The sequence below is a fragment of the Paenibacillus thiaminolyticus genome (assembly GCF_007066085.1).
GTDB lineage: Bacteria > Bacillota > Bacilli > Paenibacillales > Paenibacillaceae > Paenibacillus_B > Paenibacillus_B thiaminolyticus.
The window spans coordinates 5,179,576-5,203,320 of sequence record NZ_CP041405.1; the positions used below are offsets into that span (position 1 = coordinate 5,179,576).

Consider the following 23,745-nt stretch of genomic DNA (forward strand, 5'->3'; position numbering starts at 1 on the left):
CTGTCGATCAGCGGATGATTGCTGAATTCCCGTGTCACGGCTTGCGGATAACGAGCAGGTGCAGGAGATGGTTCAACTGCTCGGCTCTCACCTCATAGCGGTGCTGCTCCAGCCAGCGAATAAGCCGGGAACGGTCGGCGAAGTACTCATCGAGTACGGCCTCGACGGAGGCTTGGTCACCGCGTGCGTTGAGTTCGTCAAGGAACGCATCACGATGCTCGTTATCCGTGAACATCAGATCGGCGATGACGATCCGTCCGCCGGGGCGGAGCAGCCGGCCCATCTCCTCGAATGCAATCTCCTTCTGATCATCGGTGAGATGATGCAGCGCATAGGTCGATACGATGAAATCAAAGGCGACGTCCGCCAGCGGAATGGCCATCAGATTGCCCTTCAACAGACGAACGGCCGGGTATTTCCCGCGGCATTGCTCCAGCATGGCATCAGATTGATCGATGCCTGTCATGGCCGCCCCTTCGCGGAGGAAGCGTCCAGCCAGATTGCCTGTGCCGACGCCGAGCTCCAGCCCGCTTTCTCCCTGGCGGGGCGCAGTCTCCCGCGTCACCCGGTCCAATATGTTGTCGTAATCGGCATGTACCCGCAAGGAATCCGTATTGTTCGCTACGGCTTCATCGTAGCGGCTTGCCTGCGCATCGAAATTCCACCGATCGCGCCACTCCGCGCGCAGCTTCTCAAAGCGCTGCGACTGTTCCCCGATATGATGTAATTGACTCACAATCTTTTCCCCCTCCTGTTCGGTATCCTCTCTGTCCAATAGACGGCGCAGCATGCCCAGCAGACGCTGCAGCTCCGTATACTGCAGCGCTAACTGCTGCATTTGCTGATTGAGATAAGGGCGCAGCGCCGCCAGACGCCCATCGAGCGCCTCGTCAAGACATTCCCGAATCTGATCAAGCGGCAGATTCAGCTCGCGCAGCGCAGCAATCATGCGCAGACGCTCAATATCCTCCTCCCGGAAGACGCGGTACCCGTTGTCCTCCTGCTTGGCTGGGGACAGCAACCCCTTTTGCTCATAAAAACGAATCGCCCGCGTCGTCAAGCCGAGCCGATCGGCCGCTTCCTGAATTTTCATAGGCCAGCTCCTTTCAGATGTATTGTAACGCTTGACGCCGCGTTAAAGTAAAGTCTCTATTTTAATTTCCTCTCTTAAAAGGTTGGAAGCGTGCCCTGACATGCTCGGAAAGCAGCGCAAAAACACGAATCCGTCTCGGGGAGTCCGGCAGATTCGCGTTTTTGCATTCCATCAGGCGCGCGGCTGATCGTCTTGATGCAGCTTATGCTGCAGCGTATCCACCATCTGCTGACGCAGCTCGCTGTCGCTTTCCTTCCAGATTAATTCGAATAGAACGCCAAGACCGGGAAGCGCCCGCTCATCATAATCGATAGAGCCTTCGATCATGTCAATGACATCCTTATCCGGCTTATTGGACACTTTCTGCACAATCGCCTGGCGTAAGTTAAGTGTGACGGCCATCGGCTGCTCCCTCCTTCCTTACAGTGCCGGTTACGTATCTATCCCCCTCGCAGCGCCACCCAGAGGGATGACTTGGCATATAAGCCAGACATCCATCGGGATACACTATCGACTGACAGACGGCGAACCGGCACTTCGCGTATAACGTTCCCCAATTGGGTGACCCTCATACGGACGGGGACGGGGGATCCCTTCATCTCGCTGGATGGGCGTGGTATAATTGAGAAAGAATAAGCAGTGTCGGACGAATGGGGAAGGTGATAGTATGACGGCTAAAAAGCAATTTGCGATTATTGGGATGGGACGATTCGGCTCCAGCGTCGCCCAAAATTTGAGCAACATGAATTTCGAGGTGCTGGCCATCGACTCCAGTGAGCAGAAGATACAGGAAGTCATGAACATCGTAACGCATGCCGTCTCGGCGGACTCGACGGATGAAGATGCGCTCCGCGCCCTCGGTATCCGCAACTTCGATGTCGTAGTCGTCGCGATCGGACAAGATATTCAGTCCAGCATTCTGACGACGCTGATTTTGAAGGATCTGGGCGTACCGATGATTGTCGTCAAGGCGCAGAACGAGCTGCACGGCAAAGTATTGAGCAAAATAGGCGCCGATAAAGTGGTATTCCCGGAGCGGGATATGGGAGCAAGGGTGGCGCATCATTTGATTTCACCGAATATTTTGGACTATATCGAGCTGTCGGAGGACCATTCGATTGTAGAGATGCGGGCTTCCTCGCTTATGATAGGCAAGAACTTGAAGGAATTGGATATCCGTGCCCGCTTCGGGTGTAACGTCATGGCCATTAAGAACAACGGCAAGACGAATATTTCGCCGTATGCGGAAGACCGGATTAAGGATGGGGATATTTTGGTTATCGTGGGGCAGAATAATCATCTGAAAAACCTGGAACTGGCGTATGCCGAATCATGATGAATCGAACTGAGACGATTACTTCCGTTCATAATCCCCGCGTCAAGCGATGGGCGTCACTGCGGGAACGCAAAGGCCGGAAGCAGGAAGGATGCTTCCTCGTGGAAGGCATCCATCTCGTGCAGGAAGCGCTAGCCTCTGGTGCCCCGGTAGAGGCCGTCCTGTGCGATGAAGCGCGCGATGTCCCAGCCGAGTTGCTTCCGTATGCAGATGCGTCGCGAACCGCGACAGCAGACGGCGAGCAGCCGGAGTGGATCGGCGTCACGGATGCCATTATTCGCAAGCTGAGCGAGACGGAGACCCCACAGCCGGTCATCGCGGTCGTGCGCAAGCCGGCACTCGATCCGGGAGCTCTCTTCGGCGCGTTCATGCCGCTCGTGGTGGCGGTAGACGGGGTGCAGGATCCCGGCAATCTGGGCACGATCATCCGCTCGGCCGACGCTGTCGGGGCGACGGGGGTCGTCCTGGGCCGGGGAACGGTGGACGTGTATAACGCCAAGACGGTGCGCTCGACGATGGGCTCGCTCTTCCATCTCCCGGTAGTCGAGGCCGATCTGCAGTCCCTGCTTCCCGAAGCGAAGGCGCACGGGATGCGGCTGGCCAGCACGAGTCTGCAGGCTTCGCATTCCTGCTACGGTTACGATTACCGGCAGCCGCTCTGGCTCATCGTCGGCAATGAAGGCCAAGGCGTATCACCGGCCGTACAAGCTCTCGTCGACGATACCTTGATTATTCCGATGCGCGGCCAGGCCGAATCGCTGAATGTCGCCATGGCGACGACTGTGCTGCTCTACGAGGCGATGCGCCAGCGTCATTATACAATTTAGAATGACGGCTCTGATGTGAGTTGTAATGTAAATGACACTGATTTTTGGCGCAAACTCCTTGATATTCAAGGGTTTGCTGCCATTTGGTTTATGTTTGGCTTATAAATTGTGAAGGTGAAAATAAAAAAGTGTATTTTCAGAAGCTGGATTCCTCAGTAACCGTCAACTTGTTGAATGCTCTTTAAAAAGATAGAGTATCTATTCATTTTTCAATTATTTCCTCCGATTTAATATTATGTTATGGAGGTGATACAAATTGAGAATTGCTTTAAAGATATTCTTGGTGCTAATTAGTATTGGTCTCGGGGTGATTAGCTGTGGTCTAGGCTTAAATATTTTGATGAGTTTCCGTGAGCCCGGCTTTATTGTCTATAATCCAGGCCCCAGAGGGATACAAATTTTTTTACTATCGATGATTATCATTGGATATAGTATTTTGCTGTTTCTTTTACACAGGAACAAGAAGAACTCAGAGATAGCAATGATTGCGCTCTATACTTTTATTATTTCTATTATTGTAACTCCAGTAATTATTATTTACTCAGCAGACATAAGTCGTTTTTTTAGAACCCCGCCCTCTCATAAAACACAGATGTCTATACAAAAAGAAATTCAAAAAATTATACAAGAAAATGATTTGCCATATATATTAGATTCGAAAGAAAGTAAAAACCAAACAAAAAATGAGTACACCAGGACTGTAATTCTTTTAAGAAAAAAAACTGGCGATAAAATTCAACAAAAGGAGGTTGATTTAGTTATTAAAAACAGCCGGAGTTCTAAACTTAGACTGACTTTTTACGACAAAAATCAACAAGAGCATGTTACGGTAATCCTTGGCAAAGACAGGAGTATTTATTACTGTGACCCTATTGAGTTTTGTAAGTGAAAATAACTCCCATAGGGCTGCGCAGAGCAACAGGATGTGTATAAGGAAGTGGCTTGAACGAAACGACGACAACCACTGTCCTAAACACCGTTAAAAAATGGGATGCAAGAGATGCCAATTTCAGTTCCGCGCAGCTTCAACATAAAAGGCCGAGTGCACGGCGCACCGGCCTTTTTGCTGAACACCTGGAACAGCAGCAGCCGACAGGTTTCGAGCCGACTTCTACAGTTCATCCTTTTCCTGCTCCATAAGCACGCATGGCTGGCCATTTTCTTATATAGGCATCAGCGCGTTACGGAGTACGAAGTCGCATTAAGGGTGTCCTTCTTTTTTGGATGATGGCCGCATACACTGGAATCGTACAGGCCAACCATGATATCCGAGGCCGGAAAGGGGGAGCGGAGAGGTATGGCCAGATGGCGTTCCCGCGGCTTCCGAGCGACACGCTGGCGTCTGCCGCGCATCTCGATACAACCGCGCAAGCCTTCGGGATGGCGTCCCCGGAGAGTCTGGGGCGGAAGCCTGCGCGGCAAGGCCCCCCAAGGCGCTGCTTGGCAAGGGGGGAGGCCGTCCAAGCCGCGCCGTAAGCGCAAATATTTGTTTATTGCGCTCGTTATTATGACGCTGCTGACGGTACAGCTGTTCGTGTATGTAGATAAGCATGTACGAGGGCCGCTTATGCATCTTGCCAAAATCCGGGTCAAGCAAATAGCGACGCAAGCGATTAACAAAGCCATTACCGATCAGGTAATGCGGGGCCGGGAGCTGGATAAGCTGATCGAATGGAAGACGGATTCACGCGGCAAAGTGACGAGCTTCGTCTTGAATTATAACGAACATATGCGGATAACGTCCGAGACGGTCGAGATCGTGCAGCGGACGCTGCAGCAGACCCAGGAATTGAAGGAGCATATTCCGCTCGGGCAAGCGTTGGGCAGTCCGCTCATCGCCTCCTTCGGTCCAAGGGTCCCTTTCCGGATGGAGCCGCAGGGCGCAGCGAAGGTCGAATTGAGCACCCGGCCGATGGATGTCGGCATCAATATGGTACTGGTGGAGGTATATATCAGAGTCATTGAGGAAGTTGCGATTGTGATCCCTTTCGATCTGGAGCCTGAAGTGGTGGAGACGGAAATCCCAGTCTCTTATCTGCTCGTCGTCGGCGATGTGCCCATGTACTACTACGATGGCAAGGGGCAGCCCGTCGGAAGCAACCGTGAGAAAGCACCCGCCCTGTCCTTGCCGGTCCTGCCGCCATCCGGGGCAGTCAATTCTTCGGACAACGACAACCTTAGCGTGCCCGCGCATACCGAGATGGTCCCGCCGTCAGGCGAGCCATCCGACGGAATCGAACCGCCGCCGTCAGCAGCAGACCCATAAAAAGAATGGAGAACCGGGGCGGATCAGCCCCGGTTCTTGCTATGCAGGGGGAGAGGGAGCAGCTGCTTGAGCTGGCTTACCTTGAGCAAGCATGTGGGGAGAGTCGCTTATGGCCAATATCCCCGTTGGTCAGGAAGGGGCAAGGGGGAGGCGTTATGGTCGCTCGCCCCACAGATCAGGGGATAGGGGGATAAAGTGCGTTATGGTTGCTCGCCCCGCAGATCAGAGGGGTGGAGGTATATAATGCGGTTCCCGGCCTCTTGTGCATAAACGCGGAAAAAAAGCGATCCGGAAGCGGGATCGCTTTAGAACGTAACGGCTCACACTCCGGTATTGTCGGCAAGCCGAACCGGGTATGAAGCATCGCGTTCTGCTGTCGTATAATAACCGGCTTGCGGCAAGCATACAGATCAATTTAGCGCCGCTGCTCTTTCCTGCTGTTCGCCGGGACTGCGGACGGGGTCTTGGTGGGGAGCGAAGAGGTTTTGCGCCGCTCCTTCAGCTTGCGCAGGTCGGACAGCTCCCATTGCCGCAGCAGCGGGTAGGGGTCATAGGAATATTCCACCAGTCCCCGATCCCGGTAAATGCCGAAGTGGAGATGCGGCGGGAATTTGCCGGCGGTCCCAGGGGGGCCATAGCCGGAGCTGCCGACCCATCCGATCGTCTGTCCGGGGGTGACGATGTCGCCGATTTTTATGTTTTTCTGGTATCCGGACAAATGGGCGTAGTAATGGTAATTATTGTTGATGTCGCGGATGCCGATCCGCCAGCCGCCGTAGCGGTTCCAGCCCTTGATCTCGATGATGCCGTAGCAGGTGCTGCGGACAGGAACGCCGTAACCGGCGAAAATATCGGTTCCTTCGTGAATGCGGAATCCTCCGTAATGCCGCCCCATCCCCCAGGTGCTGCGGTATGAATAGTCAGCGGTCACGGGAAGCGGGAAGGCCGTGTCGAACAATTGAAGCTGATCGAAATGTTCATAGAGACGGGCGAACTGCTTCACGCGCTGCACGGCACGCGGGTTGGCGTAGTAATTCCACAGTCCGGTGCCGAAGTCGTCCTCGCTCAAGCCGTAGGAGCCGACAAGGTCGGCTACGCTGTACAGCAAGTCGGTGTCATTGTTCATATCAGCCCGTCCGTCTCCGGAGCCGTCGCGGCCCATCCCCTTGAACATCGAGATGGAGACCGGGTTCTGATCTTCCCAATCCGGATTGAGCATGCCAACCCACTTCGGCGGTTCGATAAATACACCGGTTATCCGCTCCGGATGCTGGCGCTGCTTCGGCTTGGCTTTCGTCAAAGTCCGTTCGTATTGATCGATAGCCGCAAGCCGGTACCAGGGAATGCCCGTTAAGGTTCCCATTTTTTCGTATAAATCCCGCCGTTCCCGCCATATATTCACCGTGTCGGGTTTAGGCGTCGTCGAGGCGGAGCCGGGCATTGAAGATGCAATCGGATGGAGTTCCTCCTTCTTTCCTGGCGACCAGGCGTCCATCGGTGAGCAGATGACGACCCAGAGCGCCAAGCCAGCCCATGATATGGCAGCTTTTTTCATGCGTGATTTCCCTCCTTATACCTGTCCCAAATGCAGATCTTAATGATAGAATGTGCACGAACGGGCTTTTTATCCGAACCCGGGACATGCAGGTATGGAATTTGGAGGGTTCATGGTATAATACTGAATTGAGGTCAAGGTAAAGCGAACGGAAAGAAGGTAATGACTCAATGAAAACGAAAGAGCAGAAACCAGACTGGATACGCATCAAACTGACCACAGGAGAAAATTATTCCGAAATCAAAGACATGATGCGCTCAAAAACGCTTCATACCGTATGCGAGGAGGCGCGGTGTCCGAACATTTACGAGTGTTGGGCCAATCGCACCGCAACATTTATGATTTTGGGTGATATCTGCACACGCGCTTGCCGCTTCTGTGCGGTTAACACCGGCATGCCGACCGAATTGGATCTGCAGGAGCCGGAACGTGTAGCGGAAGCGGCCGAGCGCATGGGCTTGCGCCACTGCGTCGTCACTTCCGTGGCAAGGGATGATCTGAAGGACGGAGGCGCCTCCATCTTCGCGGAGACGATTCGAGCGATTCGCCGTCGTTTGCCATTCTGCAGTGTAGAAGTGCTTATTCCCGATTTTATGGGGAACTGGGAAGCGCTGCGTGTCGTGATGGACGCGAAGCCGGATATATTGAATCATAATATCGAGACGGTAGAGCGGATGTCCGACCGGGTACGGGCCAAGGCGAAATATTCCCGTTCCCTGGAACTGCTGCGTCAGGCGAAGGAGATGCAGCCTGGGATCCCGACCAAGTCGAGCATTATGCTCGGCGTTGGCGAGGAATGGGATGAAATTTTGCAAGCCATGGATGACTTGCGGGCAGTTGATTGCGATATTTTGACGCTGGGACAATATTTGCAGCCGTCGCCGAAGCATTTGGATGTCGCCAAATATTATCATCCGGATCAGTTCGCCGAGCTGAAGCAGGAAGGAATGAAGCGGGGCTTCAGCCACGTCGAATCGGGGCCGCTCGTTCGGAGCTCGTATCATGCGCATGAACAAGTGAAGTCGGCCCATCAGGCCATGTCCACATCGCAAGCGACCGGCAGCTAACGGGATAGCTGTCGAAGCAGGCCATGGCCCTGATGCAATCCGGGGTTACGGGAAGGAGGAACGGGCATGTTCCACATTAGCGGCCAGACATATGAAGTGGTTCAGGAGCACAAGAATGCGTGGAATCCGGAGGCATTCCGCGACCGGTACAGCGAAGTGCTGGAACGGTATGATTATATCGTAGGCGACTGGGGATACAATCAGCTGCGGCTGAAAGGCTTCTTCCGGGATAATCATCCGAAGTCGACGAAGGACACGACTTCCTCCGGTATTGTTGATTATATTAACGAATATTGCAATTTCGGATGTGCTTATTTCATCGTGGAGAAATTGAGCAGCAAAGATCCGCGTTATCGCCAATCCCAGGATAACGGGGATGAAGAGGAAACGCACGGGGCCGCACCGGACAATAGGGAGGATGCCGCGACGAAGCAAGGCATCTCGCTCCAGCCGAAAGTCCCGACCCCGGAACCCGATGACGAACCTCCGGCGAAGCCGGCTATGCAGGAGCGCAAGCCGCGTCCGCGCCATCGCCACAAGAACCGGGGCCATCATTCCAATGAAGCCAAGCGATCGGATACCGCGAAGGTATCCGCGAAGGAGCCGCGTCCCCCGAAGGACAACCGCTCCTGATCGCGCATATACACATGAACACCTCCCTTATCGCATCATGCGAAGCGGGAGGTGTTGTTGTGTGTACCGATAATCTAATTCGTTGGGTAGCAGCCGTTCTCATCGTATCCGAGGAAGGCTTCACGGACGCGCTTCCAGAAGGGGAACGGCCGATAGCGGACGAAGGTGACCCGCTGATCCGCAACCCGGCAGCGAATCGAGCGCAGATGAGACAGCCGGATATTAATATGATCGATAGAGAGCAGCAGGTTCTGTCCTTGTCGGGGCCGAATGTCGAAATGATGATGCTTCGGCAGGATCAAGGATGATCCGAGTGTCCGGTACACCCGGTTGTTAATCGATGCAATCTCAGCCAATTGGATGGCCGGAATGGAAGGGTGAACCATGGCGCCGCCCAAGCTCTTATTGTAGGCAGTGCTTCCTGATGGCGTCGATACGCAGATTCCGTCTCCGCGGAACATTTCAAATAATTCATCATTGATGTCGATCTGGGCGACCAATGTATTATCAGTGCATTTCAGCGTAAATTCATTCAAGGCGATATAGGTCTTCTTCCCCGCATCCTCCCTGTCAAGCTCTAGCTTGATGAGCGGATATCTCACGATCCGAGGGTTGATCTGATCCTTGGAACGGTTCTCCGCCATCATATGGACGAGCAGTTCGATCTCATCCGGCTTCCAATCGGCATAAAAGCCAAGATGCCCCGTATGAATCCCGACGAAGGCGGTATGGTCAATCCGGTTGATGTAGCGGTGAAAGGCTTGCAGCATCGTGCCGTCCCCGCCGATGGACAGAACGATCTCCGGTTCTTCGTCATCTCGCACCAGTCCACGCGCCTCAGCCAAACGATGAAACGTCTCCGTCAAAGAGACGGACAATTCGTCTCCCCGGTTCAATACTGCATATTTCAAGGCGTTGACTCCTTTGTCGAACGGTATTGTGGAACATATCAACTCCATCTTATACGTTCCGCGGCCGGATTACAATCGTGTTTTCGACAAGAATCTCTCCTTCTGCTATGTCCGCAGCCGCCGCCAGGCAACGATCAGGAGGGAAGCGGCTAACAGCAGGCAGCATACCGTCAGCAGCGTCCAAAATCCGCCGCGCAGGGAATGCCAAGCGGTCTCCCAAGGGCTGTAGGCTTGGGCCCATACCTGTGAAGGGATCCAGACCGCTGCTTCCTCGGCGTACGGCGCTAGCAGCGGGAAGAGGAAATAGGCCGCCGCCGCCGCCAACAGGCTATGGAGCACCCGAGCTGCAAGGAAAGGGAGGTACCGCATATCGCATTCGTTCATAATGCTCGCGATCTGAGCGTGAACCGACAGTCCCGCCCAGGACAGGATCCAGGCCGCCGCCACCACCTGCGAGCGAAGCCCGGCCACGTTGGCTGCGCCTGCTCCCTTCGCGCCGAGGGTGACCTCGAACAAGCCGCCGGAGAAGGCCGATGCGAGCGCAGGCGACAAATGGAACAACGCCAAGGCCGACTGCAGCAGGCGGTCGATCATATTCATGACGCCAATACAGGCGAGCAATTCCATCAATACGGAGAAAAAGACGACGAGCCCGCCGACTACGGTCATCAGCCGGAGCGAGGAGCCGAGCGCCTCACGCAGCAGTGTGCCGAGCGGGCGTCCGTCCTGCTGCCTCGCCCGATGCATCGCCCGGAACGCGCGCCGGAACAACGGGCTGTCGAACTGGCGCATGTCACCTGGCGAAGGGGTCATCGGCGAGGCGGGCGCATGGTAGCGCATCAGGATGCCGATGGTGAGTCCGGCGCCATAATGGGCGACCGCCAGGATGAGGGCGAGGCCGGCATTGCCGAAAAAGCCGACGGCTACGGCTCCGATCAGGAATATCGGGTCGGAGGTGGAGGTGAAGGCGATGAGCCGTTCCCCCTCCTCTCGGGTGACAAGCCGATCGGCCCGCAGCCTCGTCGTCAGCTTGGCCCCTACAGGGTAGCCGGACGCATAGCCCATGGCGACAACGAAGCCGCCGATGCCCGGGACGCGGAACAGCGGGCGCATGACAGGATCGAGCAGCGCACCGATAAAATGCACGATGCCGAACCCGAGCAACGCTTCGGAGATGATGAAAAAAGGGAGCAGGGAAGGGAACAGGACGTCCCACCATATCGATAGGCCGCGAACCGCCGAGCTGAGGGCGGCAGACGGGTAAATGGCCATCAGGGCCGCAAAAGCGCTCAACACTCCCGCGATAAGGAGCATGAGAAGGATGCGGCTTGTCCTGCGGTTCATACAAAGCACTCTCCTTTCCTGTCACGCCGATGAGCACTCCATACTTTCAAGTTTATGAGAGGAAAGGGACAATCATGACAGGCGTCACGCCGCGCCGTGCCTTCATTCCGCAATATTCCTGTAATCAAAATGTAAAGAAAACGCTTGCATGTTTTCGTGTTATTTTGAAAATAATTATGATAAAATACAAGTATAGAGAGATGGAACGCGTTCGTTAGGGGTGATACGGATGAGCATTATTGCTGGCATCCTGGTTTGCGCTTTCGTCTATGTCATTCGAGAGTCGTTAATGGGACCACCGGAAGAAGATTGGGAAAGTTAATCATTTTACGCAAGCGCTGAAGGATTCAGCGTTTTTTTGTTTTTTACCGGGGAACGTGAAGCATCACATTGAAAAGACCCTCTTTTTATAATAAAGTGGGGGGGAGCAAGCAACCGCTCAAATTAACCGGTGGCCGGAAATGCAGCGCCGCAATGGTAAGGATGCTGCGCCTGGCCCCGTAAGACAGGAGCTGTGCCATGGAACGCATACAGCGCTACAATACGATTTATGATGCGATTGGCGGAGCGGATACGATTCGCCGCATCGTAGAGTCATTTTATCCCAAAGTCCAGGCTCACCCGCTGCTGGGCCCTTTGTTTCCCGAAGATATTTTTCCGGTTATGGAAAAGCAGTTCATGTTTTTGTCCCAGTTCTTCGGCGGGCCTTCGTTATTTTCCGATGCTTACGGCCATCCGATGATGCGGGCACGGCATTTGCCGTTCCCGGTGACGCCTGCCCGGGCCGAGGCTTGGCTCGGCTGCATGCGCGAAGCGCTGACGGAGATTGGCTTGGAGCCGGAACTGCGGGACATGGTGATTACCCGGCTGTCCGGCCCGGCGCATCATTTCGTGAATACGCCGGATGAAGAGGGGCAAGCGTAGCGTGTTACCCTGCCGGCCCGGCGCCGGCACCCCAGACAGAGAACGCATAAGGAGAGGAGAAGTTTGGTAGAAATAGAACCGCTGTTTACAAGTAAAATTGAATGTCCGTTTTGCTCTGAATCATTTGAGATCTCGCGTGTACGTTCACGCTTCAAAAAGTCTTCCCAGATCGACAGTGATTTTTGTCCCCATTATGCCGAGGACCGGCTGAATCCGGATTACTATGTCGTGCGGGTATGCCCGAACTGCGGCTGTGCATCGACCGAGAACTCGATCAAGAACTGGAATCATGCCCAGCGCCAGGCGTTCCGGGAGCGTGTCGCTTCCCATTGGACACGGAAGGAGTACGGAGGTGAACGGACATGGGAGCAGGCAATGGAGACGTATCAATTGGCCTTGTTGACGGCGCAGACGATCGGCGAGCACCAGCGCGTCGTGGCCGGCCTGCTGCATCATATCGCCTGGCTGTTCCGCTACCGCGGGATGGAGGCAGAGGAGCAGCGATATTTGCGCTTCGCGCTGGAGGCCTATATATCGGTGTATGAGTATGAATGGCAGGATCAGAACGATGCGCGGCTCATGTATATGATTGGCGAGCTGCACCGCCGGCTTGGCGAGTATAATGAAGCGGGGAAATACTTCACTCGCATCATCCAGGACAAGCGGATTATGGATGCGGCGATGATTCGGGCTGCGCGCCAGCAGTGGCAGCAGATGCGCGAGGAGATGCAGGAAGCGGCGGATGGGAAGGAACACCTGGAGAGCACGCCGATCTGATCTGACAGAGGACGAAGAACTGGGAGCTAGCGAATCTTCCGATCCGCCAGCAAATAGTCGCGATCGGCATCGAGGACGACGATCCGGTTATGGCAGCAGGGCATGATGAGCAGCCGCTTTTTCCCGTCACGAATGTCGGGAAGTTCCTTCGGCTTGAGTGATACAAGCACGTTATCCTCATGGCAAAAAGGGCACTGCGGAATATACATATCCCCCATAATGATGTCATAAGGAACCGTATTCTCGAACGGAATCATTGCGAACGCTCCCCATCGGAATCGGCCGGCGGTTCGGCCGGTTCCTGCTTCGCTTCGGCGGCAGCCAGTTCGGCCAGCTTCTTCATCAGAATATGCTGCGGCATATGCATGAGCTGTTCAATAGGAACACCCAGCGCCTGGGACAGCTTGACGGCGGTATCAGCAGAAATTTGCAAAGGTCTCATTGAGGCGCCATCCTTTCTATGCGGGTTACTCAATTTTTGATATAGTTTAGTTATACACGCTCAACATGCAAAACTCAAATCGCTGCAGCTATTTTTTTATTCCAAAAAAAGAAAGGTGTGTCCGCAATTATGCAACATCCGTTAAATCCGACATGGGATCTGGAATCGATCTTCCCGGGAGGGTCAGATTCGGAAGCGCTTCAACAATCATTCGCCGCGATCGAACAGGATCTGGCTCTGTTGAACGGGGAACTGAAAGAGTTGTCATCTCCGATCAGCGAGGACAGCATCCCGGCGCTAGCGAAGATAACCACCCGGTTGCAGGATCTGAATCGCCGGATGCAGGAGGCGGGCGCCTTTATCAGCTGTCTGACCGCTCAGAACCTTCAGGATAAGAAGGCGGTGCAATTAACGGGACGGAAGTCGGCGTTATCGGCGCAGCTGGTCGCTATCGACGCATTGTATGATGAGCTGCTCCGTGGAATGCCGGATGAGCGATGGTCCCGGTTCCTGGCGCTGCCGGAGATCGAAGGAGTGGCTTTCAATTTGAACGAACGCCGCGAGACGGCCAAGGAGAAGATGGGCCCGGAGTTGGAAGCGCTTGTTGGAGATCTCGCGGTGGACGGTTATCATGGCTGGGCGGAAATGTACAACACTATCGTCTCCCATGTGCGCATCAATTACGAGGAGAACGGTGTGACCCAGCAATTATCGGCAGGACAGGCTCATAACAAGTTGTCCCATCCGGATCGCCGTGTTCGCGAAGAGATGTTCAAGCTGTGGGAACAGGAATGGAGCGACAAGGCCGATTTCTGCGCTGACGCCCTGAATCATATTGCCGGCTTCCGCTTGAAGCTGTACGAACGCCGCGGTTGGGACAATGTCTTGAAGGAGCCGCTTGCCAGAAACCGGATGTCGCAAGAGACCTTGGATGCGATGTGGGATACGATCGTCCGCAATAAGCCAAAGTTCGTGCAATATTTGGAGCGGAAGGCTCAACTTCTCGGCGTAGAGAAGCTGAGCTGGTGCGATGTGGACGCTCCGATCGGCGGAAGCCAGACGACTATCAGCTATGACGATGGCGCGGAGGCTATCGTCGAGCAGTTCCGCAAGTTCAGCCCGCGGATGGCGGATTTCGCGGTGCGCGCGTTCGAGAACCGCTGGATTGAGGCGGAGGACCGGCCTGGCAAGCGGCCGGGCGGCTTCTGTACCTCCTTGCCGGTCAGCAAGCAGACGCGCATCTTCATGACCTATGCGGGCACACCATCCAACGTATCGACGCTGGCGCATGAACTGGGGCACGGTTACCATCAGCACGTGATGGACGGACTGCCGGCGTTCGCTCAGCGCTATGCGATGAATGTCGCGGAGACGGCCTCCACCTTCGCCGAAATGATCGTGGCCGATTCGGCCGTGAAGGGGGCGAAGGACGAGCAGGAGAAGCTGGGGCTGCTCGAAGACAAGATTCAGCGCTCCATTGCTTTCTATATGAATATTCATGCCCGCTTCCTGTTCGAGACTCGCTTCTATGAGAAGCGCAAGGCGGGACTGCTGTCGAGCGAACAAATCTGTGCATTGATGGAGGAAGCGCAGCAAGAAGCATATTGCGGGGCACTGGGTTCGCTGCATCCGCATTTCTGGGCTTCCAAAATGCACTTCTATTTCACGCATGTGCCGTTCTACAACTTCCCGTATACGTTCGGCTATTTGTTCAGCACCGGCTTGTATGCCCGCGCGCTGGAAGAAGGGGAATCGTTCGCTTCGAAATATGACGCGCTGCTGCGCGATACGGCAGTCATGACGGTGGAGGACCTTGCCAGCAAGCATCTTGGCATCGATCTGACGAAGCCGGACTTCTGGCAATCGGCCATCAATGTAACGCTCAAGGATGTGGAGCTCTTCTTGCAGATGACGGAATAAGCGGCTCGGGAAAGGAACGACACATTTGACATCCAATCGCCTATTGAAGGGATTCCATGCGGTGTTCTATTCGACGAATGCGCTGCTGATTCCCTATCTGCCCCTCTTGCTGACAGAGCGGGGATTTCATGCATGGGAAGCGGGGACGCTTCTCATGCTCGGGCCATTTCTGGCGATGTTCGTGCAGCCATTGGCCGGCGTGCTCAGCGATCGATTGAAGGCGGTCCGGCCACTGCTGTTCGGATGCTGGATCGCGCAAGGCACGGCCGCCGCCTGCCTGTTCCTGTCTTCGGGCAGAATGGCGGCCGCGGCCAGCCTGCTGGCACTCTATATTTTCTTCCTGCCTGCTGTGTCTCTGCTCGATTCTTTGACGGTCAAGACGGCGATTGCGGCAGGGCAGTCATACAGCAGCATCCGCCTGTGGGGATCGGTAGGGTTTACCATGACCGGACTTGTCCTCGGACAAATGTTCGATGCCTGGGGCGGCGTCGACTCACTCATGTGGATGTACGCCCCAATATGGATATGTCTGCTTATCGGAATCGGGTTCCTGCGGGAAGCGCCGGCTGATGCGAAGGAGGCCGAGACTGTGGTCAATCTCACGGTCTTGCGCAAAGCGCTCTCGGTGCCTGCCTTGCTGGTGTTCCTGCTGCTCGTCTTCATCGTGGCGATGCCGCATCGAATGAACGATGCGCTGCTCACACTTCATCTGAGCGACCTGGGAGCGACCTCCGCCCAAATGTCCTGGGCTTGGTCGGTCGCCGGGGTAAGCGAAGTCATTGGCTTTGCGGTGATGGCGGCATGGGTGTCCCGGAAGCGGATGCTGCGGTTGTTCGCTATCGTCTGCGGGTTGTACGCGATCCGATGGCTGCTGTACGCATTTGTGACGGAGCCTTGGGTTGTCATCGTCATGCAAGGAGCGCATGCCTTCACGTATGCTGCGCTGTGGGTGCTGTCCATCGAATTCGTGTCATCGCTCCTTCCCAGGCAGCTTGCGGCGACCGCTCAGGCGTTGCTTGGCATGGTGTTCCTTGGCCTGGCCGGCCTCGCGGGCGGGATGAGCGGCGGAGCGCTTCAGGAAGCATATGGCGGGACCGGGATGTATCTGTATGGCTTCGTCTGCGCGGCCGTAAGCACAATCGGCTTCGGCATCTGGGCCTTCCGGCGCGAGCGCGCTGAGCGTCTGCGGGCCGCGTCACCGAAGGCAACGAACTATTAGAGGTAGTTCAAAAAGTCCTGCTAATGTTGTCTTGCCTGCACTGCGCTGCTCCTTACAAGTTTTCGAAGCAAAACTCGCTACGAAAGCTACGAGTTCTTGCAACCTTCTTGGTGCTGAAAACCGGTCTTTTTGAACTCGCATTATCCTTATAAAATGAACCAGGCGGCCGAAGATTCGGCCGCCTGTCTGTATGTAGATGAGAAGTTCCGCATAGAGTTACATTTTGAATACTTGAATCGTGCGCTGCAATTGGGTCACCTTCTGCTGCAATTGCCCGGTTGACTCGACGGTAGCCTGGACGGAAGCGATCTGTTCGGTCATCGACGCCGACATCTGCTCGGTGCCTGCGGCGGCCTCCTGCGTAATCGCGGAGATGTTCACGATCGAACCGGTAATCGTCTTCGCGCTCTCCAGCATAAGATCGCTCTCCTGTGCGAAGGCAGCGATCTCTTCCGTAATGAACTGAATGGAATCAACAATCTCGTTGAAGATTCGTTCCGTCTCGCGGATCATTGCGGTCTGGCTCTGTACGACTGCTTCATTGGTCTGGATATTCGTAATCGCCTGGTTAATCCCGGATTCGATTCCCTTGACGAGCGAAAAGACTTCCTTCGTGGATGAGGAGGCTTCCTCGGCCAGATTGCGGACTTCCTGGGCGACGACGGCGAAGCCGCGGCCATGCTCTCCGGCTCGCGCCGCTTCAATGGATGCGTTCAGCGAGAGCAGGTTCGTCTGCTCGGCAATCTCGGAAATGGTGCGAGTAATCTTGGAGATGCCCTCGGCTTGCCGGGCCAACTGCTCGATCGTCGAGGCTACATGCTCCGTCGCTTCGATATTGCGTTCCATGCCGGCGGACTGGCTCTCCACCGCCGTGCGGCCCTTGGCCACCAGCTCCAGCGTCGTAGCGGAGCGGTTGTTCATCTCGCGGGAGGAATGCGCATAGGCTTCCACCTTCTGTTCGATTTCTTTGATCGAGTCGGACATCTGGGAGATATCCTCGGAGATCTCGGCGGAACCGACGGCCAATTCATTGGCGGATGCGGCGACCTGTTCCATCGCGATCTTCATATTCTGGTTCTTATGGTACATATCCCGTCCGGAATCGGACACATGACGGGTAATATCGGTAGTCTGCTGCAATATTTCGCGAAGCTTGAGCAGCATGGAATTGAAGGAATGTCCCAATTCGCCAAGCGCGTCGTCGCTCGTTACTTGCACGGTCTGAGAGAAATCGCCCCGGGCAATCTGCAAGGCTGAATTCGACATGTCCTTGATCGGCTCGTTAAGCGAGCGTTCTAGCATATTAATAATGGGATAGCTGATTCCCACTAGGATGACAAGGGTGATGAGGCCTGGAATCAATGTGGCATGAGTCGTCAATAGGACTATCGTAGTAAGAGCGAACAAGCCGACAATGCCATAACAGCCAAAGAGTAGCTTTTGCTTAAAACTCAAGGAATTGAACCAATTCATATGACCGCCCCTTCTTTCATCCCAATACGTCCATAATATAACAACATTATAGCATCGCCCCTACAGGCGGTCTATGTAATTGTTAGCAATCCGCCATAGTTTTACATTTTCAGGAACAGGATGATGAAGAAAGTCAAATACTGTTGCTATCTGTTGAATAAAGGAAAAATATCCTATATAATGTGTATAAAGAACTATTTTCATGTCGATGGAAATGGTTCTGTATTCTTAAGGAGGTGTGATTCGTCATGGGCTCTTATGAAATATCATTGGCCAGACAGTTCAGCATGGTTTTTGATAAGCTGGAATCGGAGCTGCTTGGACTTACAGGAGGCACGGTCATTGTATGTATTCGCAACGATGTCATAGGCAAATTCGGTGTCAAGCATGACGCGCTCGAAAGCCAGAACGGGGTCATCAAGCCGCTGCGCCAAGGATTGATGAAGCGGCATGTCGCAGAATTCCGCCAGACGGCGATGGAGGCCCTGAAGCACAAGAAGCAGTGGACTCACGGAGAGATTGTGTTTGATTTTGCCATGAAGCAGGATATCTTGCTCATCAGCACATGGTTCGAATCGAACTATAATCTGATACATATGTTAGAGAAGCCTGAAGCGCGCACATATAGACGCGTCTCCTGATGGCCGGCTGTAACCTCGGGGGAATGCCTTGAATATACACAGCAAAAGAAGCTCTCTGCCTGTCGGCGAGAGCTTCTGCGGTGTTATCAGGCAATTGACGTAAGTATGGTATACGATGCTCGAGATCGTCTAAGCTTATCGAGTCGTACGGCCTGCCAGTTGCTGCTCGGCCATTTGAACGAGACGCTTCGTGATGAAGCCCCCGAGAGAACCTGTATCGCGAGTCGTATAGTTGCCATAGTATCCGTCTTGAGGAATCGGAATTCCCAGCTCTTGAGCGATCTCGTACTTCATTTGCTGCAGGGCTGCAGTCGCTTGAGGCACTACGAGATTGTTGGAGCGGCTTCCACCTTGATTCGGCATGCTGTTCACCTCCCTGTGATTGTTAGTATGGAGAACGAGAGTAGAAATATGCAGTCAGGGAGGGGAACGGAGGATGTAAATAATGCCAGGCCGGAGGTACGGCCTGGCATCGCGTTACGGATGGATAATCTCGAGATCCAGGGTCAAGGTGACCGGGGCTTGCGGCTTCAGATCGATAAGTCCCGTCGTCTCGCTGCCGAACGGCAGGTTCGGCGCATCGGTCAGCCACGTATACGGCTCGACGCAAATGATCTCGTCCGCGGTGCCGCGGGTATACAGCACCCAGTGTTTGAAGTGAGGCTGGCTGCCAGCATAGCGGATGCGGTAACCGTCATCCCGGGTCAACCATGCCTCCGGCTTGCCTTCACCTGCGCTGAATACCGTATCAAAGTCGGAGCCTTGGAGATTCATGCCTTCAAGCAGCGCCTTATTTTCATCCAGAGGCAGCGTCCTGCCTGTCGTAATCAATTCCTCGTCCAGCTCATATATCCCAGCCACCGGGACTTGCAGCGTCCAACGGCTCGGTTCTCCGTCGATCAGGAACCAGGTATGGGTTCCGAACCCGAACGGAGCGGATTGTTCCCCCTTATTGGTTACCGTCAGCTGCTGGGTCAGGGTGCCTCCCTGAAGGCGGAAGGTGACCTCCAGCTCCAGCGGGGTAGGATATTGCCGCATCCAGTTGCCATCGCCGGCGGTGCGGAATTGCGCGGTAACTTCCGCAGCATCGACTGCAGCACTGGACCGGGTGACTGTCCACGGCTGAAGGCGGTGAAGCCCGTGAATATGGTTGTCATTCGCCGTATTCTGATCGAATTGGTAGCTTACGCCGGCATATGTGAATGTACCGCGGCGGATTCGCCCCGGAGGCATCAGCATCGGAATACCGAAGTGGTAAGGCTTGGTCATATAATAATCCAGGTCGCTCTCGGCAGGCGTGCGTAGAATATCCCGCTGCGCCTTCTTGTCCCACAGCCGGATGACATTGCAGCCGAGCCCTGGGAGCAGCGTAGCTGCCAAAGTGTCATTTTCTAGTATGACGGTCTCATAACCGTTCCATTGCCCTTTGTTCACTTGAACCATGTTGATTGCTCCTTTTCCCATACAGCTTCCCATTCACGTTGTTCACCAAGCCCGCTTCGTATTCAAGCGATCTTACCGGTACTTAGAAGCGGCCTGTGTGAACATGCATGATATGGTTCTAATCATAACAAATCAGTTGGGCAAAGTCATATGATGATTGATATCCCATTGACAAGCGGGACGATATTCGATATCCTAATGGCTAATTCAACCTGGATGGCATTCATCCGGCTGGAACAAAGCGATGATAAGGACAAGTAAGCTTCGCGGCGGGCTTCAGAGAACCGGTGGCTGGTGAGAACCGGTGCTTCCTGCGATGACTGAATGGACCTTGGAGTGCGGAGCCGAATCGGAGTAGGCTTTGCCGTAAGTCCTGCGTTAAAGGAAGAGAGGTTCGCAAGCGGCCCGATTGGGATTGAGGGGTTAGACCGCGACAGGCTGTCCTGCCGCGATAGAGCAGGCTTAGCGCGAACGAATAAGGGTGGCACCACGGTCTTCGTCCCTTTCCGGGATGGAAGGCCTTTTTTGCGTGTAAATCAAGGCATATTCAACACAATGAGGGAAAATGACAAGGAGTGTGAATTTCCAATGGCACGGGTATTATCCGGTATTCAGCCCAGCGGACAGTTGACGATGGGCAACTACATCGGGGCAATTCAAAATTTCGTAAAATTGCAGCATGAGCATGAGTGCTTCTTCATGGTCGTCGACCTGCACGCGATTACGGTGCCGCAAGATCCGGAAGCGCTGCGGGAGCAGACCGAGGCGGTAGCCGCGATTTATTTGGCGGCAGGCATTGATCCGGACAAGTCGGCCATTTTTCTTCAATCCCAGGTGCACCAGCATGCCGAGCTGGGCTGGTTGTTGACGACGCTCACCTATATGGGAGAGCTGGAGCGGATGACTCAGTTCAAGGATAAATCGGCAGGCAAAGAATCGGTCGGCACCGGCTTGTTCGTCTATCCGGCGCTGATGGCCGCCGACATATTGTTATACAATGCAGACCTTGTTCCGGTCGGCGATGATCAGAAGCAGCATCTGGAGTTGACGCGTGACGTAGCGAACCGCTTCAATCATCGTTACGGCGATTTTTTTACAATGCCAGCGCCGTATATTCCGGAGGTCGGGGCGAGAATTATGTCGTTGGACGATGCCTCCAAAAAAATGAGCAAAAGCAATCCGAATCCGGGAAGCTACATTTCCCTGCTGGATCCGCCAAATGTTATCCGCAAAAAAATTAGCCGGGCCAAAACGGATTCTGAAGCGCTCGTCAAGTATGATCCGGTGAACAAGCCCGAGATCAGCAATCTGCTCAGCATCTATTCGTACGCATCCGGACAGTCTGTCGCAGAGATCGAGGCGGAGTACGAAGGGCAGATGTACGGAGCCTTCAAGAAGGAATTGGGCGAGCGCGTCGTCGCGCTGCTGGAGCCGCTCCAGAACCGGTATGAAGAGGTGCGGCGGAACGGCGAGCATCTGGAAGCGCTGCGCCGCGGCGCCGAGAAAGCCAAGGAGGTCGCCCAGCAGCAGCTGGACGAAGTGAAGCGCCGGATGGGATTCGTTGTATAAGCCTCATCCGCGGCATGGTAACAGGGCAGGAGCCCCGTGCAGAGCACAATGTGCCTGCCGGGCTCCTGCCCTGCTGCGCATCAGGCCGACTTGCGGCGCTGCCGGGCCTTGACGATGAAGCCGAAGCCGATATTGAACACCGCCAGGACGGCGAAGAGGATGCTGAGCCATATGTTATGGCTGAGAGTGATGGCTGTCCCCGTCAACAGCACAATGGAAGAAACCGCGAACCATAATGCCAATCCTTTACTCACGCTTACCGCTCCTTTTCAAAGAAAAATCGCTTCAAAATGAAGTATAACATTTCGTAGATCGGACAAAATAGGGTTGCAAGCTTGCGACAACAAGAACCACCGATGTGAAAGGAGATTTTACTCATGGCTAATAATCAATCTCGCACGAATAACTTGGTCGTTCCTCAAGCCACTGCAGCCCTGCAGCAAATGAAATATGAAATTGCACAGGAATTGGGCATTCCGATTCCTCAAGACGGGTACTACGGAAACTACACGACCCGTGACACCGGTTCCATCGGGGGCTTCATGACGAAGCGCCTGATTCAAATCGCCGAGGAATCCTTGTCCGGCGGCAACCGCTAATTGATGCACTGATTTTTGGCTACTCCTGCGCGCGGAGTAGCCTTTTATATATCGACAAAATGGTGCGTAAACACAACTTTTCCGCTTTTTTGTCGTCTAACAATTAGATTCATAATCATGAACATTTACTCAAAAGGGGATAGTACATGCGGTTGAGACTAACTATGAGTGCAGTGAAACGGCTGAGCATATGGGTCTTGGGCGCACTTATCATAGGCTGCTCCGTATTGTGGTACATACATGAAACGTCCGGCCGATCGTGGACCACGCTAATGAGCATGAGCAAGACCGGGCCAGATGAGATCGAAATCTACAACGTCAACTCCATGTCGATGAACTCGGGGGAGGAGGATCGCCTGCTCGTCGTCTTGACGGAGCCTATTCATCTTCGGACCATAGATGAAGCCATATCGTCAGCCCGCCCAATCGAAGGAGTGGCGAAGGTGGCACAGCCCCATTTCCGCATTCATTACAATAATACCAACTATTATGTATGGTTGTCGAAAGATGAACAATATGGCGCATTTATGAACGCCGACCAGTCCCATACTCTATACAGTCTCAGCGACCGTTCCATTAACCAGCTGCAGGAGCTCTTCAATGATTTGCATCTGTGGCGCGAGCCCAAAGGATCGGGGACAGGGGGCGGATCCTAGGATTCGCCCCCTTCAGCTTCGCTCCCACTCCAGGCCATACCGCCTGGCGCTGCCCGGCTTGTTCAGCCAGCCGACAAAATAATCGAGAATATCGCCCTCTTTATTCATCATGATAAGCGCCACGAGCGGGAACTGCTTCCGATGGCGGTAACGGACATCTGCCCAGCGTACGGCGTAGCCGTAGCGGGTCGGCTCCAGGGTGGCGCAGACGAAGCGGGAAGTGTCCAACAGCGCTTGGACGGCAGGGTGAGATCGGGAAGCTTCCACCAGCGGATGGTCGCTGCATCGGGCGGTCTCAGTCCATGCTACCGTTCCCCGCTTCCAGTGCCCGAGCCGGTAAGTACCGTCCCTTCGCCGCTTCACGACATTCCAGCGGGAGAACGCGACGGTCGGCATGACCGTATACGACTCCCCTTCCGCGAATTCCGGGTCCCTGTTCGGCAACCCTTGCACGACTCGGCGATGGGCGCGGATCCGCCAGATGCAGTACAGAACGAGCACGCTGTACAGAATCGGAAAGACGATGCGGGGAGAGACGAGCCTGGTTACCCACAATGTAATTGCGGCGAGATGGGTGGAGAAGATAAACGGGTCGAACAGAGCGATAATATTCCAGCATATCCACCGATTCACGAATGGCCATGCCGCCAATGTCCCGTAAGGGTTGAACAGGTCGGAGATGATGTGGATGACGACGGCCAGCGCGGTCCATGCCAGCACGTGCAGGAAGGAGGCGCCCGGTATGGCACCCGCCAGCACAGCGGCAATCAGGACGGACCATACGACCGCCATGGGCGGGGAATGGGAGATTCCCCGATGTTGTTGAAGATATAAAATATTGTTTTTCCACTTGAAGACTGTATCCGCGTCCGGTGCTTGCGATCCAAGCATCACCCCCAAAAACACGGCTGCCGCAGTAGCCGGCTCGGAAGCGACGACCGGGTCGCATTGCGACAATCCCGCCAGACCTATCCCCATAACGACATGAGTGCTTGTGTCCACTTCGATCACCTCGCTTGTATTGTGAGCAGGATTGTACCAAAATATGAC

At 54.5% G+C, this 23,745-nt stretch carries 26 protein-coding genes, 1 pseudogene and 1 other annotated feature; of the genes and pseudogenes, 15 read left to right on the plus strand and 12 right to left on the minus strand.

Annotation, left to right across the window (positions count from 1 at the left end):
* Positions 1 to 34: 34 nt before the first annotated feature.
* Both FLT43_RS23000 and sspI read right to left on the minus strand, forming a co-directional pair.
* Positions 35 to 1,093 carry a MerR family transcriptional regulator gene (locus tag FLT43_RS23000; RefSeq protein WP_087440887.1) on the minus strand — a complete coding sequence of 353 codons (1,059 nt, stop codon included), beginning with the start codon at positions 1,091 to 1,093 and terminating at the stop codon, positions 35 to 37.
* Between the two features lie 171 nt (positions 1,094 to 1,264).
* On the minus strand, positions 1,265 to 1,495 hold the full coding sequence (sspI, locus tag FLT43_RS23005; RefSeq protein WP_006675737.1) for a small acid-soluble spore protein SspI: 231 nt from the start codon (positions 1,493 to 1,495) through the stop codon (positions 1,265 to 1,267).
* 265 nt (positions 1,496 to 1,760) lie between these two features.
* Between sspI and FLT43_RS23010 the strand changes: the two genes are divergently transcribed.
* The 5 genes from FLT43_RS23010 to yunB all read left to right on the plus strand — a co-directional run bounded on the left by FLT43_RS23010 (position 1,761) and on the right by yunB (position 5,522).
* A complete protein-coding gene (locus FLT43_RS23010; protein WP_087440886.1) occupies positions 1,761 to 2,429 on the plus strand; it encodes a potassium channel family protein in 669 nt (222 codons plus the stop codon).
* Positions 2,426 to 3,256: a TrmH family RNA methyltransferase gene (locus FLT43_RS23015; protein WP_087440885.1), complete on the plus strand. Its 831-nt coding sequence runs from the start codon at positions 2,426 to 2,428 to the stop codon at positions 3,254 to 3,256. The genes FLT43_RS23010 and FLT43_RS23015 overlap by 4 nt, the downstream gene beginning before the upstream one ends.
* A gap of 256 nt (positions 3,257 to 3,512) precedes the next feature.
* Positions 3,513 to 4,145, plus strand: a complete 633-nt coding sequence (locus FLT43_RS23020; RefSeq protein WP_087440884.1) for a hypothetical protein — start codon at positions 3,513 to 3,515, stop codon at positions 4,143 to 4,145.
* Positions 4,146 to 4,198: 53 nt separating this feature from the next.
* Entirely contained in the window at positions 4,199 to 4,396 is a 198-nt protein-coding gene (locus FLT43_RS29465) for a hypothetical protein (protein WP_127510888.1), read from the plus strand.
* Between the two features lie 157 nt (positions 4,397 to 4,553).
* On the plus strand, positions 4,554 to 5,522 hold the full coding sequence (gene yunB / locus FLT43_RS23025) for a sporulation protein YunB (protein WP_087440882.1): 969 nt from the start codon (positions 4,554 to 4,556) through the stop codon (positions 5,520 to 5,522).
* Between the two features lie 415 nt (positions 5,523 to 5,937).
* Here yunB and FLT43_RS23030 read toward each other — a convergent pair whose 3' ends face one another.
* A complete protein-coding gene (locus FLT43_RS23030) occupies positions 5,938 to 7,077 on the minus strand; it encodes a M23 family metallopeptidase (protein ID WP_087440881.1) in 1,140 nt (379 codons plus the stop codon).
* Between the two features lie 164 nt (positions 7,078 to 7,241).
* Here FLT43_RS23030 and lipA point away from each other — a divergent pair.
* A pseudogene (gene lipA, locus FLT43_RS23035) lies at positions 7,242 to 8,144 on the plus strand (lipoyl synthase); the annotation flags it as partial.
* 66 nt (positions 8,145 to 8,210) lie between these two features.
* Positions 8,211 to 8,777 (plus strand): YutD family protein, encoded by a 567-nt coding sequence (locus FLT43_RS23040; protein ID WP_087440879.1) that lies wholly within the window; start codon positions 8,211 to 8,213, stop codon positions 8,775 to 8,777.
* A 74-nt stretch (positions 8,778 to 8,851) separates the two neighbouring features.
* Here FLT43_RS23040 and FLT43_RS23045 read toward each other — a convergent pair whose 3' ends face one another.
* On the minus strand, positions 8,852 to 9,688 hold the full coding sequence (locus FLT43_RS23045; RefSeq protein WP_087440878.1) for an NAD kinase: 837 nt from the start codon (positions 9,686 to 9,688) through the stop codon (positions 8,852 to 8,854).
* Positions 9,689 to 9,793: 105 nt separating this feature from the next.
* Complete coding sequence (gene ylbJ / locus FLT43_RS23050; RefSeq protein ID WP_087440877.1) at positions 9,794 to 11,032, minus strand: sporulation integral membrane protein YlbJ; 1,239 nt, start codon at positions 11,030 to 11,032, stop codon at positions 9,794 to 9,796.
* A 519-nt stretch (positions 11,033 to 11,551) separates the two neighbouring features.
* On the opposite strand from ylbJ, the gene FLT43_RS23055 reads away from it, so the two are divergent.
* Both FLT43_RS23055 and FLT43_RS23060 read left to right on the plus strand, forming a co-directional pair.
* Positions 11,552 to 11,956, plus strand: a complete 405-nt coding sequence (locus tag FLT43_RS23055; RefSeq protein WP_087440876.1) for a globin domain-containing protein — start codon at positions 11,552 to 11,554, stop codon at positions 11,954 to 11,956.
* 63 nt (positions 11,957 to 12,019) lie between these two features.
* A complete protein-coding gene (locus tag FLT43_RS23060; RefSeq protein ID WP_087440875.1) occupies positions 12,020 to 12,733 on the plus strand; it encodes a DUF2225 domain-containing protein in 714 nt (237 codons plus the stop codon).
* A 26-nt stretch (positions 12,734 to 12,759) separates the two neighbouring features.
* Here FLT43_RS23060 and FLT43_RS23065 read toward each other — a convergent pair whose 3' ends face one another.
* Both FLT43_RS23065 and FLT43_RS23070 read right to left on the minus strand, forming a co-directional pair.
* The gene (locus tag FLT43_RS23065; protein ID WP_006675724.1) at positions 12,760 to 12,990 is read right to left on the minus strand and encodes a hypothetical protein; all 231 of its coding nucleotides are present in this window, start codon (positions 12,988 to 12,990) and stop codon (positions 12,760 to 12,762) included.
* Positions 12,987 to 13,175, minus strand: a complete 189-nt coding sequence (locus tag FLT43_RS23070) for a YycC family protein (RefSeq protein ID WP_087440874.1) — start codon at positions 13,173 to 13,175, stop codon at positions 12,987 to 12,989. Before FLT43_RS23070 ends, FLT43_RS23065 begins: the two co-directional genes overlap by 4 nt.
* A gap of 129 nt (positions 13,176 to 13,304) precedes the next feature.
* Between FLT43_RS23070 and FLT43_RS23075 the strand changes: the two genes are divergently transcribed.
* Positions 13,305 to 15,095 (plus strand): M3 family oligoendopeptidase, encoded by a 1,791-nt coding sequence (locus tag FLT43_RS23075; RefSeq protein ID WP_087440873.1) that lies wholly within the window; start codon positions 13,305 to 13,307, stop codon positions 15,093 to 15,095.
* Positions 15,096 to 15,120: 25 nt separating this feature from the next.
* On the plus strand, positions 15,121 to 16,314 hold the full coding sequence (locus tag FLT43_RS23080) for an MFS transporter (RefSeq protein ID WP_087440872.1): 1,194 nt from the start codon (positions 15,121 to 15,123) through the stop codon (positions 16,312 to 16,314).
* 216 nt (positions 16,315 to 16,530) lie between these two features.
* On the opposite strand, the gene FLT43_RS23085 is transcribed toward FLT43_RS23080, so the two are convergent.
* The gene (locus FLT43_RS23085) at positions 16,531 to 17,787 is read right to left on the minus strand and encodes a methyl-accepting chemotaxis protein (protein WP_087440871.1); all 1,257 of its coding nucleotides are present in this window, start codon (positions 17,785 to 17,787) and stop codon (positions 16,531 to 16,533) included.
* A 248-nt stretch (positions 17,788 to 18,035) separates the two neighbouring features.
* Here FLT43_RS23085 and FLT43_RS23090 point away from each other — a divergent pair, with 248 nt between their 5' ends.
* Entirely contained in the window at positions 18,036 to 18,428 is a 393-nt protein-coding gene (locus tag FLT43_RS23090) for an O-methyltransferase (protein ID WP_087440870.1), read from the plus strand.
* A 135-nt stretch (positions 18,429 to 18,563) separates the two neighbouring features.
* Here the strand turns inward: FLT43_RS23090 and FLT43_RS23095 are convergent, their stop codons facing one another.
* Both FLT43_RS23095 and FLT43_RS23100 read right to left on the minus strand, forming a co-directional pair.
* Positions 18,564 to 18,791, minus strand: coding sequence for an alpha/beta-type small acid-soluble spore protein (locus tag FLT43_RS23095; protein WP_087440869.1), 228 nt, complete (start codon positions 18,789 to 18,791; stop codon positions 18,564 to 18,566).
* Positions 18,792 to 18,905: 114 nt separating this feature from the next.
* The gene (locus tag FLT43_RS23100) at positions 18,906 to 19,871 is read right to left on the minus strand and encodes an aldose 1-epimerase (RefSeq protein WP_087440868.1); all 966 of its coding nucleotides are present in this window, start codon (positions 19,869 to 19,871) and stop codon (positions 18,906 to 18,908) included.
* Between the two features lie 235 nt (positions 19,872 to 20,106).
* Positions 20,107 to 20,378, plus strand: a binding site (T-box leader).
* 81 nt (positions 20,379 to 20,459) lie between these two features.
* On the opposite strand from FLT43_RS23100, the gene trpS reads away from it, so the two are divergent.
* Positions 20,460 to 21,440 (plus strand): tryptophan--tRNA ligase, encoded by a 981-nt coding sequence (gene trpS, locus FLT43_RS23105; protein WP_087440867.1) that lies wholly within the window; start codon positions 20,460 to 20,462, stop codon positions 21,438 to 21,440.
* An 80-nt stretch (positions 21,441 to 21,520) separates the two neighbouring features.
* Here trpS and FLT43_RS29470 read toward each other — a convergent pair whose 3' ends face one another.
* The gene (locus FLT43_RS29470; RefSeq protein ID WP_164776168.1) at positions 21,521 to 21,694 is read right to left on the minus strand and encodes a DUF5325 family protein; all 174 of its coding nucleotides are present in this window, start codon (positions 21,692 to 21,694) and stop codon (positions 21,521 to 21,523) included.
* Positions 21,695 to 21,817: 123 nt separating this feature from the next.
* Here FLT43_RS29470 and FLT43_RS23110 point away from each other — a divergent pair, with 123 nt between their 5' ends.
* The gene (locus FLT43_RS23110) at positions 21,818 to 22,039 is read left to right on the plus strand and encodes an alpha/beta-type small acid-soluble spore protein (protein WP_087440866.1); all 222 of its coding nucleotides are present in this window, start codon (positions 21,818 to 21,820) and stop codon (positions 22,037 to 22,039) included.
* Between the two features lie 164 nt (positions 22,040 to 22,203).
* Complete coding sequence (locus FLT43_RS23115) at positions 22,204 to 22,695, plus strand: YhfM domain-containing protein (protein ID WP_244194048.1); 492 nt, start codon at positions 22,204 to 22,206, stop codon at positions 22,693 to 22,695.
* A 12-nt stretch (positions 22,696 to 22,707) separates the two neighbouring features.
* On the opposite strand, the gene FLT43_RS23120 is transcribed toward FLT43_RS23115, so the two are convergent.
* Positions 22,708 to 23,697 (minus strand): metal-dependent hydrolase, encoded by a 990-nt coding sequence (locus tag FLT43_RS23120; protein WP_087440864.1) that lies wholly within the window; start codon positions 23,695 to 23,697, stop codon positions 22,708 to 22,710.
* Positions 23,698 to 23,745: the final 48 nt, after the last annotated feature.

Excerpts from the sequence above, each read along its gene's own strand:
- yunB (WP_087440882.1), top strand. The coding sequence starts at position 4,554 with ATGGCCAGATGGCGTTCCCGCGGCTTCCGAGCGACACGCTGGCGTCTG.
- FLT43_RS23010 (WP_087440886.1), top strand. The coding sequence starts at position 1,761 with ATGACGGCTAAAAAGCAATTTGCGATTATTGGGATGGGACGATTCGGC.
- FLT43_RS23015 (WP_087440885.1), top strand. The coding sequence starts at position 2,426 with ATGATGAATCGAACTGAGACGATTACTTCCGTTCATAATCCCCGCGTC.
- FLT43_RS23100 (WP_087440868.1), bottom strand. The coding sequence starts at position 19,871 with ATGGTTCAAGTGAACAAAGGGCAATGGAACGGTTATGAGACCGTCATA.
- FLT43_RS23110 (WP_087440866.1), top strand. The coding sequence starts at position 21,818 with ATGGCTAATAATCAATCTCGCACGAATAACTTGGTCGTTCCTCAAGCC.
- FLT43_RS23055 (WP_087440876.1), top strand. The coding sequence starts at position 11,552 with ATGGAACGCATACAGCGCTACAATACGATTTATGATGCGATTGGCGGA.
- FLT43_RS23070 (WP_087440874.1), bottom strand. The coding sequence starts at position 13,175 with ATGAGACCTTTGCAAATTTCTGCTGATACCGCCGTCAAGCTGTCCCAG.
- FLT43_RS23000 (WP_087440887.1), bottom strand. The coding sequence starts at position 1,093 with ATGAAAATTCAGGAAGCGGCCGATCGGCTCGGCTTGACGACGCGGGCG.
- FLT43_RS23095 (WP_087440869.1), bottom strand. The coding sequence starts at position 18,791 with ATGCCGAATCAAGGTGGAAGCCGCTCCAACAATCTCGTAGTGCCTCAA.
- FLT43_RS23085 (WP_087440871.1), bottom strand. The coding sequence starts at position 17,787 with ATGAATTGGTTCAATTCCTTGAGTTTTAAGCAAAAGCTACTCTTTGGC.
- ylbJ (WP_087440877.1), bottom strand. The coding sequence starts at position 11,032 with ATGAACCGCAGGACAAGCCGCATCCTTCTCATGCTCCTTATCGCGGGA.
- trpS (WP_087440867.1), top strand. The coding sequence starts at position 20,460 with ATGGCACGGGTATTATCCGGTATTCAGCCCAGCGGACAGTTGACGATG.
- FLT43_RS23065 (WP_006675724.1), bottom strand. The coding sequence starts at position 12,990 with ATGATTCCGTTCGAGAATACGGTTCCTTATGACATCATTATGGGGGAT.
- FLT43_RS23090 (WP_087440870.1), top strand. The coding sequence starts at position 18,036 with ATGGGCTCTTATGAAATATCATTGGCCAGACAGTTCAGCATGGTTTTT.
- FLT43_RS23030 (WP_087440881.1), bottom strand. The coding sequence starts at position 7,077 with ATGAAAAAAGCTGCCATATCATGGGCTGGCTTGGCGCTCTGGGTCGTC.
- FLT43_RS23075 (WP_087440873.1), top strand. The coding sequence starts at position 13,305 with ATGCAACATCCGTTAAATCCGACATGGGATCTGGAATCGATCTTCCCG.
- sspI (WP_006675737.1), bottom strand. The coding sequence starts at position 1,495 with ATGGCCGTCACACTTAACTTACGCCAGGCGATTGTGCAGAAAGTGTCC.
- FLT43_RS23115 (WP_244194048.1), top strand. The coding sequence starts at position 22,204 with ATGAGTGCAGTGAAACGGCTGAGCATATGGGTCTTGGGCGCACTTATC.
- FLT43_RS23040 (WP_087440879.1), top strand. The coding sequence starts at position 8,211 with ATGTTCCACATTAGCGGCCAGACATATGAAGTGGTTCAGGAGCACAAG.